The 11999-nt window shown below is 70.1% G+C and carries 6 protein-coding genes; 3 read left to right on the top strand and 3 right to left on the bottom strand.

The window, feature by feature from the left end; genetic code table 11:
* Positions 1-39: 39 nt before the first annotated feature.
* From FHS34_RS18500 to FHS34_RS41970, 3 genes are read right to left on the bottom strand one after another with little or no spacing between them, the layout of a single operon-like run.
* Positions 40-1503 carry a dynamin family protein gene (locus FHS34_RS18500; RefSeq protein ID WP_184966671.1) on the bottom strand — a complete coding sequence of 488 codons (1464 nt, stop codon included), beginning with the start codon at positions 1501-1503 and terminating at the stop codon, positions 40-42.
* Positions 1500-3266 (bottom strand): dynamin family protein, encoded by a 1767-nt coding sequence (locus FHS34_RS18495; RefSeq protein WP_184966663.1) that lies wholly within the window; start codon positions 3264-3266, stop codon positions 1500-1502. Before FHS34_RS18495 ends, FHS34_RS18500 begins: the two co-directional genes overlap by 4 nt.
* Before the next feature lie 6 nt (positions 3267-3272).
* The gene (locus FHS34_RS41970; RefSeq protein ID WP_221509114.1) at positions 3273-4994 is read right to left on the bottom strand and encodes an NlpC/P60 family protein; all 1722 of its coding nucleotides are present in this window, start codon (positions 4992-4994) and stop codon (positions 3273-3275) included.
* Positions 4995-5150: 156 nt separating this feature from the next.
* Between FHS34_RS41970 and FHS34_RS18480 the strand changes: the two genes are divergently transcribed.
* From FHS34_RS18480 to FHS34_RS18470, 3 genes are all read left to right on the top strand, one after another.
* Positions 5151-7118 carry an ATP-binding protein gene (locus tag FHS34_RS18480; protein WP_221509113.1) on the top strand — a complete coding sequence of 656 codons (1968 nt, stop codon included), beginning with the start codon at positions 5151-5153 and terminating at the stop codon, positions 7116-7118.
* Between the two features lie 18 nt (positions 7119-7136).
* A complete protein-coding gene (locus FHS34_RS18475; RefSeq protein ID WP_184966661.1) occupies positions 7137-7919 on the top strand; it encodes a Pvc16 family protein in 783 nt (260 codons plus the stop codon).
* Positions 7920-8120: 201 nt separating this feature from the next.
* Positions 8121-11981, top strand: coding sequence for an eCIS core domain-containing protein (locus tag FHS34_RS18470; RefSeq protein ID WP_225817524.1), 3861 nt, complete (start codon positions 8121-8123; stop codon positions 11979-11981).
* The last annotated feature ends 18 nt before the right edge of the window (positions 11982-11999 follow it).

The following is an 11999-nucleotide window of genomic DNA, read 5'->3' as shown; positions in this document are numbered from 1 at the left end:
CCCGTGCGCAGCCCGGGTCCCGCCCGTGAGTGGCCCGGGTCAGCGGCCCGACTCCGCCTCGTTCCTGGCGGCCAGCACCTCGCAGCTGCGGACCGCGACCGTGGCCGCGCGGGCGAGGTCCGGCCTGGTGAGGGGATGGCGGGCCAGCCGCGCCCAGTAGGCGTGCTCGGCGCCGATCGCCGCACGGACCGCGTCCCCGGTAGCGGCGGCCGGGAGGTTCAGGCGCGTGCTGGCGGCGCCGCCCTCTCCGCCCAACAACCTTTCCATTCTGGCGAGTTGGTCGGCCTTGGCGGGGACCCGGGCGGTGCGCAGATCCGTCAGCATCCGGATCTCGGTGAACTCATGGGCGTTCACCCGGATCCGTTCCATGCTCCGGCGCAGTGCGGCCGCCTCCGGTACGGGATCGGCCGCGGTCACCGCGTCAACGGCGCGCAGCGCGGACTCCGCCTTGAGTACATCGCGGCGTTCGGCGAACTGGGACGACAGCAGGGTGCGCAGCCGGGTCAGCCCGCTGTGCTCGGCGAGTGCCAGGCACAGGTCCTGCCGGGTGAGGCGGGGGTTGTCCGCCAGCAGCCGCAGGCTGAGGCGGATGCCGTACAGGCCGAGTCTGCGCAGCAGTGCCTCCCGGTCGGCGCCGGAGAGCACGGCCCGTCGGGCGGGGTCGAGGAAGCGTGAGGTCGAGACCAGCAGCGGTGCGGTGGCCGGGGCCCCCGCGGCTGCCAGCGTGGTCAGCCCGGTGAACTCGCGCGGCTCCATCGTCCCCGATGCTTCGGCGAGCAGTCCCGCCAGCGGGACGACGGTGTGTACCAGGGAGCGTACGCGGCCGTTGTCACGGTAGTCGGCCGCGACGCGGTCGGCGTGGGCGAGCGCGTCGTCGGCACCGCCGCCCATCTCGTCCGCCCTGGACAGGATGCCCATCGCCGTGACGAGACTGCCGCCGTTGGCCCCGGCCTCGGCCGTCATACGAAGGAAGTCGACATCGGACGAGTGCAGTTGACGCATGAGATAGAGGACGGCGTCCACCGTACCGCCGTCGTCGGGCCGGGCGAAGAACCGCTCGGTGCGGGCGCCCGCCGTCAGTGTCAGCGATCCGGTCCCGGGGGTGTCGATCAGGGTCATGGACCTCAGCCAGGGTGCGGGCAACTGCATGCGCAGCCGGTCCAGTTCCTCGATCCGGATACCCGGCGGCAGCGTGACGGGCTCCGTCGGCCTGAGCGGGATCGACGCGCCCGTGCTCGGATCGGCCCAGGCCGCGGGTCGGTCACCGTAGCTGTACCAGGTGACGATCCGGGTGCACTCTCCCGCGTCGGTCGCCGCGACCCGCTCCCCCACCAGGGCGTTGAGCAAGGTCGACTTGCCGGCCTTGACCCGTCCGGCGATCGCCACCTTCAGGGGTTCCGCCAGATGCGCGGTCACCGCCTCGACCGCCGCCCCGCCGGGTCTGCCCCGGTACACCTGCCGTGCTTCGCCGAGCAGTTCGCGGACCGCGGTGCTGAGGTTCATGGGTGCCGCTTTCTCGGGAATCCGGCCTGGGTCGCCGCCGCGTTCGCGGAGTCGAGCAGTGCCCGTACGCGGCCCAGGTCGGCAGGCGTGGCCACAGTGGCGGAGGTGGCCGCCCGGTAGCTGCGTTCGGCGGTCTCGCGCAGTTCGGTGGCGCGGTCCAGGTAGTAGTCGCGCAGGCGGCTCTGGCAGGTGCGAATCCGGTCGGCGGCCGCGTTCACGGCGAAACTGTGTTGCTGCCGGAGGTAGTTGATCACTGCGGAAGCACCCTCGCGCCGGGACTGTTCCATCCGCGCCGTTTTCTGGTCGCGTACGGACTTCACCGCGAACACCGTTCCGAAGGTGGCGGTGATGGGCAGCAGCACCCACAACGCCGGATGCAGGGTCGTGATCAGCAAGGTGGTGATCACGGAGCTGCTGAGCGACCAGCCCCGGGCGGCCTGCATGCCCACTTCGACACGGCCGGCCGCCTTGGTCGTGAGGCTGCCGAGCTGGACGCTGGCGCTGGCGCCCGCCAGTCCCTGGCGCGAGGCGGGCAGGATCTCACCGGATTCGTCCGCGAAGGCCTTGGCGACTTCCGCGGCCACGTCCTCGATGGCTGCGAGGGCGCGGTTGTGGCAGTCGGTCAGTTCCTCGTTCGTCCGCTGGTACAGCCAGGGCACGAACTCGTCCCACTCCCGCAGCGGGTCGAGCGCGTTGACCCGGGCGACCGCGTCCTGTTCCAAGCGGAGCATCCGGTCCTGCAGCTCGTTGCGGGTACGGGCGTTGACGTCGGCGAACCGGTCGTTGACCAGGTTCATCCAGCGGGCCGAAGGGGCGGCCAGCCGCTCGGCGCGCTGCCGGGTCCGCTCGGCCTGTCCGCGGTCCTGCTCGCGCTGCCCCGCCGACAGTGTGTGCTCGATCTGCCCGATGCTGTCGGCCACGGCAGCGACAGCCCGCCCGGTCGCCGTAGCCCTGTTGCCCGCCAGCCGGGAGCGCAGTCTCTCCACCAGCACGGGGAAACCGGATTCCGCGTTGAGCTCGGCGTCCCCGGAGTCGAGTGCGAGCTCCCGCAGCCTGGCCGAGACGGGCACGATCTCCACGCTCAGCCCGGCGGTCGCGAGGTGTCTGCGGTTGATCTCCAGGATGCGCCGCCAGTCCAGGTACAGATCGGTCTTCGTCAGTACACAGAGGGTGTTGGGGCAGGTCTCGATCACATGCCTGAGGAAGTCGATCTCGGCCGCGGTGAACTCCTGGCTCGCGTCGCTGACCATGAGCACGGCGTCGGCCAGCGACACGGCCCGGATCGCGGCGGATGCCTGCGCCGAGGCGAAACCCCCGCCGATGCCGGGGCTGTCCACGAGGGTCAGCCCGGTCGACAGCAGGGTCCGCGGCAGCCCGACCTCGATGGCCGCCAGCTTGCGCCCGCCGCCGTCGACGCCCGAGGTGGAGCAGCCCGCCACCTCGCGGGGGTCGACCGACACGGTCTCGGGGGTGTCGCCCGACGTGACCACCTCGGCGTGGGCGGTGGCCGCATGGCCGACGAGGACCGGCACCCTGGTGAACCCGGTCGGGTCGGTGCCGCAGACCGGGACCCCGATCAGCCCGTTGACAAGGCTGCTCTTGCCCTTCTTGAACTCTCCCGCGACCAGCACCTGGAAAGGCCCTGACGTCAGGTCCCGCGCCTCGGCGGTGAGCCGGGCCGCCAGGTCGGGTCTGCCGTTGCGTCGTGCCTCGCCGATGGCCTCGGCCAGCAGCCGGCGCGCCAGCTGATCGGTTGTCACCACCTGCGATCAGTGCCCTCCGTACGCGATGTCGTGGCCGAGGTCCGGGTCGGCACCGTGGTGGTCGACGCCGAGGTCGACATGGGCGACGGTCGCGTGGGGTGCGTCGAAGCCGCCCATGTCGTCGGTCCCGTGGGCCCCGTCGGATCCGTCGGCCTCCGGGTGGCCGGTGAACGACGCGTCCGGCGGGGCCGTCGGGTACGGGTCCACCGCCGTGTGCGCCGGGAGGTCCGGGGGCGTCGTCGGGCCGGTGAACTCCAGGCTGGCCGGGAGGGTGTCCTGGTCCAGGTCGAAGGGATCGGCGGCGAGACGGCGGTCGAAGTCGTCGGGCTCGGTGGCAGGGGGCTCCGTGGCGGCGTGCTCGGTGGCGGCGGGCCCGGCGCTGAAGGCCTGGCCGTCCGGCTGCGCGTCGGACGAGGCCGCGGGGGCGGACCCGGTCGGCTCGGCGGGGGCCGCCGAGTGAGCGGGCTCGGCTGTCTGCGCGGGCGGGGCGGGCTCCGCCGCCGGGTGCTCCTCCTGTGTCGCCACGGCGGTCGCGTGCTCGGGCGGGTGTGCAGCGGGCGCGGCGCCGCCCTGGGTGCCCGGGATCATGGCGGCGTAGTTGAAGCGTCTGGTACTGGCCTCGAAAATACCCACTCCGTCACGGGAGTTGGCGGCTTCGATGGTCCGTCCGTCGCCGAGGCTGATCGCCACATGCTGACCGGACGGCGCTCCGGTCACCGGGTCGCTGGAGAAGTTGAAGAGCAGCGCTCCGCGGGTGTGGATGGCGTCCTCGACCGACATCTCGGTGCCCGCCTGGTGGAGTTGCCGGTACTGCGCCAGCGCGCCGTCCGTGATGTGCAGTCCGGCCTGCTGTGCCGCCCACTCCACGAGCTCGGAGCAGTCGAAGGCGCTCGGGTTCGGATCGCTCGGCCGTGTCTCGGCGCCGTAGACGTACTGGTCCCCGTTCTGGGCCAGCGCCGCCTGGACGAAGCGGTCCACCTGGCTGCCGTCCGCGTGCGCCGCCGCCGGCACCGTGCCGCTGTCGGGCGCGGCTGCGGGCGGTTCCGCCGGGGGCGCTTGCGGCTGTGCGGGCGCTGCTGGCCCGGAGGCGGGGTCACCCGGTGTCGCCGCGGGCAGTCCGTACTCCCCGCCGGCCCGCGGTGTGCCGCCCTCCAGGGGGATGCCGTACTCGGCTCCGAGGCGCTCGGAGGACCGGGGTTGCCCCGGCGCGGTGTCGGCCCCGGCGCCGGTCGTCGTGCCGTGGTCCACGGCCGGGGTCACCGAGGGCTGCGTGGTCGCGGGAGCCGGAGGCATCGCCTGCTGCCCGTCGTCGGACCCGGCGCTGCGGGGATCACCGTAGCCGGAAGTACCGCTCCACACACCGAGCCCGGCTCCGTCGCCGTGGGCGACCGCGGCTGCCTGGGCCTCCTCCTGGAACCGCAGATAACGGGCGGACGAGCCATGGTGCGTCGTCGTCCACGGCGAGAAGTCGCTGCCGTGCCGGGAGATCTGGAAGGCCGCCCTGGCGTTGTCGACCGGGTCGTTCAGGTCGAACCGCTCGGCCAGATCCGGGTGGGCGCGCGCGTTGATCTGCCACAGCCCCCTGCTGTCCTCCCCGACCGGGTTGTACGCCCGGCTGTCACCGCCCGACTCCGCGAGGGCGACAGCGGTCATGGTGGTCGCCTGGTCCGGGGAGAAGCCTGCCTGGCGGGCGAAGGCGTAGATCTGCTCGGCGGAGAAGCGAGGCATGTCGCAAGAGTACGGCTGTGCCGGACACTCCACCGTGGAGTCCGCGATTTGATGTTCTCTCGTGATATCGGACGACGGACCGGCGCTACGATGACGGCCGCGCGGGTCGGGCTGGAAACGGACTCAGGGGTGGTTCCGGCGAGCGGATCTGAGGGAGTGGGACACACGGCGCACGCGTCCGAGGCCGTGGCGCCCTGGCAGATGCTGGCGGACACACTGCTGCAGCGCGAGGCACTGATCTGCCGTCTGGGCGAGGGCGTACCGCCCCACGACTTCGCCGGACTCTACGTCGCGAGCGAGGATCTCGACCGAGTGCTGCGTACGCTCCCCGGCCTCGACGGCCCGGACCGCTCGGCGGTGCGCGGCGTACGCGACCACCTGGAGCCCGGACTGGCCGCGGCCAGAGAGATGTTCGCCGCCTCGCTCGACGGTGCCGGGAAGGATGCCTCGACTGGCGGCGACCCCTTCACCATGCTGGTACGCCGCTCCCGGCTGACACTCTCCCAGGCCGAACTCCTCGCCGTGGTCTGCGCGGTGGACCTGTCCCCGGCCCGGATGAAGCTGGTGTGCTACATCCAGGACGACGTGCATCTGCCGAGGCTGACCCTGTCGACGGTGACGCGTATGTTCGGCTCGGCGCACGCCGCGGCGCACGGCTCCCGGCTGCTCACTGCAGCGCTCGTCGCGGTCGGCACCGAAGGGCCGTGGGCCACCCGGATGCTCGCCCCGGCGGACCGAGTGCTCTGGGCCCTGACCGGCGACGACACTCCCGACCCCGGCCTCCCGCCCGGCACCCGTCGCACGGAGGGCACCGCCCCCGGCACCGCCGTCCCGGAACTGCTCCTCGTGTCGGGCACGGACACAGCCAGTCGACTGCGCGCGGTGACCGAACACCGGTCGGGTCAGGGCCTGTTGACGAGCGCCGTACCGGGTGGCGCCGCGGCCTGGGAGGCACTCGTACGTGAGGCCACCATCGGTGAACTGGCGGTGGTGCTGGAGCTGACCGGGCCGCCGGACCGGGAGACCTGCGACCGGATCGACCGTGCGGACCATCTGACCTGGGTGCTCGGCTCGGGCGCGGAGCTGCCGCTGGAGGTGCTGCCGCGCCGGGCCTTCACCGAGCTGACGGTCGGCCCCGCGGCCGCCGACGCCGCCGACTGGGCAGCCGCGTTCGGCACCGGCCCGGAGGCAGGCATACGACTGACCCGTGACCAGCTCGGCCTGGTCGCCGCCGCCGCCGGAGGCCAGGTCGCAGGCCTGTCCGCGGGAATCCGGCGCCTCGCGGGCGGTCATCTCGACCGGCTCGCGGTCCGGGTGAGCCCGCAGCGCGACTGGGACGACCTGGTGCTGCCCGCCGACCAGACGCGCGGGCTGCGGGAGATCGTGACCCGCCATCAGCGACGGTCCCTGGTCTACCAGCAGTGGGGTTTCTCCCCACTGCCCTCGGCCGGTGTCGTCGCCCTGTTCTCCGGACCGTCGGGGACCGGCAAGACACTTGCCGCCGAGATCATCGCGGGCGAGCTCCAACTCGACCTGTACAAGGTCAGCTTGTCCTCGGTGGTCAGCAAGTACATCGGGGAGACCGAGAAGAACCTGGAGCGGATCTTCGGGGCCGCCGCCGCGGGCGACCTGGTGCTGTTCTTCGACGAGGCCGACGCGCTGTTCGGCAAGCGCTCCGAGGTCAGCGACTCGCACGACCGCTATGCCAATATCCAGGTGGCGTACCTGCTGCAACGCCTTGAGTCGTACGACGGCATCGTCGTCCTGGCGACCAACCTGCAGCGCAACATCGACGACGCGTTTTTGCGCCGCGTCTCTGTCGGGGTGGAGTTCGAAGCCCCCGACGAGTGCGGCCGACGCCGCATCTGGCAGCGGGCGTTCCCGGCGCCCGCACCGGTGTCGGAACTGGATCTGGACTTCCTGGCCCGGCAGTTCCGTGTTACGGGCGGCATCATCCGCAACGCCGCGCTCGGGGCCGCGTTCCGGGCCGCCCGGGACAGCGGCACGATCACCATGGAACATGTGGTCCTCGCACTGCACAGGGAGTTTCAGAAGATCGGACGGCTGTGCACGGAGGCGGAGTTCGGCCCGTACATGGACCTGCTGGACACCGAGCAAGACTGAGGGGAAGGGAGTCTTTCGTTGCTCGATCTGCTCGACCGGGCCCTGGAATCGTTCCTGCGGGCCAAGGTGCCGCTGGGCAAGGACGTCGCGATCGCGTTCGAGGCCCCTGACCGCGACTGGGTGGCCCGGACGTCGGGCCGGCCGACGGTCAACCTGTACCTCTGGGACGTCCGCCGCAACGTGGAACAGCGCGAGGGCGGAATGGAGGTGATCGTCGACGCAGATGGACGCAAGCACCGCCGCAGGCCACTGCCCAGGGTCGACTGCCGGTATCTCATCACGGCGTTCACCAGTGACGTACGGGACGAACACGCTCTGCTCGGCCGGGTGATGGCCACGCTGCTGCTGCACCATGAGATCGGTACCGAGCATCTGCCGGGGTCCCTCAGGGAGCTGCGGCCGTTGCCCTCGGTGGAGATCGCGGCGGGTGACGGCCAGGACAACTCGGACTTCTGGTCCGCGCTCGGCGGCCAGCTCAAACCCGGGCTCGATGTGCTGGTCACCACGACCGTCGACGCCGCCCTGGTGGCCGAAGCCGCACCCGATGTACACCGTTACGTCATCCGCACCGCGCAGGACGGTGTCCCCGTGGGCGAACGGGAGTTGGTGGCCGGTCGTATCGACCAGCCCGAGGGCTCGCCGGTCGTCACGCCGCGCGGCACCGCGCGGGTGAGCGACAAGGGAACGTTCCTCGTGCCCGGCCGGACCGGTGACGAGGTGTCGGGCGGGCCGGGCGAAGGGGTGGTCCCCGAGCGGGGGCCCGTCACGTGGAGCGGAGGCGACGACGATTCCGACATCTGATCACGTAGTCGAAAATCCTTGCTCACATGCTCTGTTGGGGTGAGGAAATGCCACCTTGCGGAATTGCTGCGAAGAGTACGTGAACATGGTCATACTGAGCCCGTGCCGGTTGGACGCCGTTTGTCGCTGTCGCCTGAAGGTGTCGCTGATGCGCGCCCGACTGGTGTGCGCTCACGTGCGAGCAGTACCCCCGTGGTGTCGATGCGGGCGGTGGGCAAGGTGCTGTCAGGGGCCGGCCGCCCCTCCCGTGCGGCCCACGCCGTGCTGCCGACGGCATCGGGCGGCAATGCCATGGTCGCCCGGCTGCTGGAGTCCGGTGAGTCATCGTCCGCGCCCGGCCTCGACCTCGCGGCGCGCATCACCGCCCTCCGAGGCGGTGGCAAGCCGCTTCCCGCGGAATTACGCGCCGAGGCCGAGAGCGGCTTCGGGACCCCTCTCGGGGACGTACACCTGCACGACGACGCCGAGGCCGCCGAACTGGCGAGTCTGCTGGGGGCCCGTGCGTTCACCAGCGGCAACGACATCTTCTTCAACTCCGGCGAGTACAACCCGTCCACGCCGGACGGCTACGAGTTGCTGGCCCATGAACTGACCCACACCCTCCAGCAGTCCGCGGGTCCCTCGCAGGGGCGGGCGGTGGCCCCCGGGCTGCTGGTCAGCGAGCCGCAGGACCGCGACGAGCAGGTCGCGTACGCCACGGCACGCGTGCTGCGGGACGTACGGGAGTCGGGGGACGCGGGTTCGGCGGCCGGGGCGGGTACGGGTGCGGGTGCGAGTGGGGCGGCGGCCGTCGTCGGGGCGGCCGAGGGGCGGGTGGTCAACCCGGCCGTCGTGCCCGGGAATACGGGGACTTCGGCTCCTCCATCCGCGGCTGCGGTGGTTCAGCGGGCGGCCGACGGCCCCGTGGAGGTCGCGCGGGAGGGCAGCGGCGAGAGTTCGCTGCTCGACGACCTCGTCCCCGACTTCATCGTGGACGGCGTGAAAGCCGCGGTGTCCGCGATCCCCGGCTACACCATGCTCACGCAGGTCATCGGAAGCGACCCGATCACGCACCGGCCGGTGCACGCCGGACCCGAGCAACTGGTCGAGTCCGTACTGACCTTCGGGCCGTTCGGCGAGGCGACCGGCCGGCTGTTGCGCACCATCGGCGTCGTCGACGAGGTGCTCGACGCGGTCCAGGCCCGGCTCGCCGCGCACAATCTGACCCTGGACAGGATCGTCGACGAGGTCGGGAAGGCCTGGGACGAGCTCTCGGTCACCGCGGGCATCGACGGCAACGTCGCCGTCGTACGCCGCCATCTCGACGCCGTCCTCGCCGACGCGCGCGCGGCGGTCTCCGAACTCGTCGACCAGGTCATCGAGGCGGTGCGGGCCGTCATCGCCGAGGTGGCCGAGCCGCTGCTGCAGCGGCCCGAGGTACGGCCGGTGTGGGAGCTGGCCAAGAAGGTGCTGCACCACGACCCGTTGCGCGGCACCGCGGTCGAGGCGCCGACGGTGGAGATCCTCGGCGACTTCCTGAAGCTCATCGGCAAGGAGCAGACGCTCGAGCAACTGCGTGAGCGAGGTACCCTCCAGCAGGCCGCCGACTGGCTGGACACGCAGTTCGCGACGTTCGTCGGCATCAAGAACGACCTGGTGCAGTTGTTCACCGACGCGTGGAGGGCGATCCAGCCGCAGAATCTGCCTCGGCTGCTGGACACGCTGCCGGACCTCGCCGCGCGGGCCGTGGCTCTGGTACGGCGGATCGCGGCCTTCACCGCCACGATCATGGCCAAGGCACTGGAACTGGTGAAGCAAGCCCTGATCGGCCCGCTCGGTGACCGCGCCCGTCGTGTCACCGGTTTCCCGCTGCTCACCGTGATCATCGGTCAGGAACCGTTCACCGGCGAACCCGTACCGCGCAACGCAGAGAACCTGATCAGGGGCTTCATCACCCTGCTCCCCGGCGGCGACGCCACCTACAGCCAGCTCGCCGAGTCGGGGGTGATCGGCCAGGCCGCCGCCCGCATCGAGAGCGAGATGGCGCGGCTCGGCATCTCCGCCGACCTGATCGTCAACACCTTCCGGGGCATCTGGGACACCCTGTCCCTGGACGATCTGCTCGACCCCCTCGGGGCGTTCCAGCGCATCCTGAACCAGTTCGGTGAACCGCTGGCGCGAATCGTCGAGTTCGTCGGCGTCGTCCTCGAGGTCGTCGTCACGCTGATCATCAAGATGATGAACTTCCCGACCGAGTTGGTCGGGGACATCATCGGCAACGTCGTACAGGCCATCGAGGACATCAAGAAGGACCCGGTCCAGTTCCTGCTCGGCATGCTGCAGGCACTCAGGACGGGCTTCCTGGGGTTCATCGACGGCATCGGCACGTATCTGCTCCAGGGTCTGGGCAAATGGCTGACGCGCGGCCTCGGTCAGATGGGCATCACCATCCCCGCCGAGCTGAATGCCTCCACCATGCTCGACGTGGCGCTCCAGGTCCTCGGGGTGAGCACGGAGACCCTGTGGCAGAAGCTGGGCGCGCGCATCGGAGAGGAGACGGTCGGGCGACTGCGTGCCGGCGTCGACGCGTTGAGCGGAGCCTGGACCTTCATCAAGGACGTTCAGGAGCGGGGCGTCCCGGCGATCTACGACTACGTCGCCGACAAGCTCGGTGACCTGTGGAACACCGTGCTCGACATGGCCGTGGAGTGGATCACCAAGCAGGTGATCGAGAAGGCCGTGACCAGGCTCGCCTCCATGCTGGACCCGACCGGCGTCATGGCCGTCATCCGCAGCTGCCAGGCCTTCTTCAGCGCGGTCCAGTCCGCGATCGAGTACATCCGCGAGATCCTCCAGATCGTCGACCAGTACACCCGGACGATCGCCGAAGTGGCGAAGGGCAACATCCAGCCGGGCGCCGAAAAGATCACCAAGGGCTTCGCGGACGCGGTCCCGGTGGCCATCGGCTTCCTCGCCAACCAGGTGGGGCTGGGCAACGTGCCCGAGCAGGTCGTAGAGATCATCAAGGGCCTGCGGAAACTGGTGGACGACGCCTTGGACTGGCTGTTCGACAAGGCGATGCAACTGGGCCAGGCGGCGTTGAACGCCCTCACCGGCGGCGGGGGCGCGCAGCCCGGCCAACAGCCCGGGGATCCCGACTCTCCGAAGGCGACCACGCCGGAGATCGAGGTGCCGTTCACCATGGAAGGTCACGAGCACACCCTGTTCGGCCGCTATACGGAAGGCAGACTTGTGGTGCAGATGTCCTCCCCGGAACGCTGGGACCTGCAACGGAAGATCTGGGCGGCGCTGAGCGAAGAGAAGATCAAGAACAATCCGGCCGCCAAGCAACGGCTGGAGCAGGCCCAGAAGGATCTCGACAAGCTGTGCGAGGTCGACCATCTGGTGCAGTCCCAGAACGCCGCCGAACTGATGCGCGCCATGGAGCCGTTCCTGCGGCAGGACCTGGAGCAACTCAAGAACGATCTCGTGTCCATCGGCGTCGACTTCGATCTCTTCTACCTCCGTAACGACGCAGAGATCGTCGACAACAAAGTCCACAAAGACATCGACATCCGCGCGTACTACTACAAGGAAGTCCCTGACCGGGAATCGAGGGCGAACACCTTTTTCGCGGAGCACGTCAAGGCAAAGCTGGCTCGCGAGTCCAAGTACCTCGTCAAGGGCGAGGAAGAGTTCTTCAGGGATGGCTGGACGTACCTCTGCCCGGGGAAGGCCTACACGCGGCCCAACGACTATGACCAGCCCGGAGCGCATCTCGCCAGTCGGGAGGGCTTCAAGGACAACTCGAAGCGGGTCTACGAGCAGCAGCCGATCGAAGTCGATCACATCACTGAGCTGGTAACACACTGGAACCTCGGCGATCGCCGCTCTTCCTTCTCCACCCCGGGCCACAACACCACTCAGGGCGAGCGAGACAAGTTCTCCGAATCAAAGGACAACTGGGGTGGCCTGTGCGATGACTGCAACAACGCCAAGGACAAGGCGCGGGTGGCAGGCGGAGCCAAGAAGGAATATCAGCGCGAGATCGGACCCGACTTCAAACGCAAGCTGGAAGTCTGAGTACACCTAGAACAGGAG

Origin of the sequence: Streptomyces echinatus, assembly GCF_014203595.1 — a bacterium.
GTDB lineage: Bacteria > Actinomycetota > Actinomycetes > Streptomycetales > Streptomycetaceae > Streptomyces > Streptomyces echinatus.
Note: the sequence above shows the minus strand (reverse complement) of the source record. Positions and strands in the feature narration are given on the sequence as shown.

Bases quoted from the DNA above. Each gene is read 5' to 3' on its own strand.
- FHS34_RS18500 (WP_184966671.1), bottom strand. From the start codon at position 1,503: ATGAACCTCAGCACCGCGGTCCGCGAACTGCTCGGCGAAGCACGGCAG.
- FHS34_RS41970 (WP_221509114.1), bottom strand. From the start codon at position 4,994: ATGCCTCGCTTCTCCGCCGAGCAGATCTACGCCTTCGCCCGCCAGGCA.
- FHS34_RS18470 (WP_225817524.1), top strand. From the start codon at position 8,121: ATGCGGGCGGTGGGCAAGGTGCTGTCAGGGGCCGGCCGCCCCTCCCGT.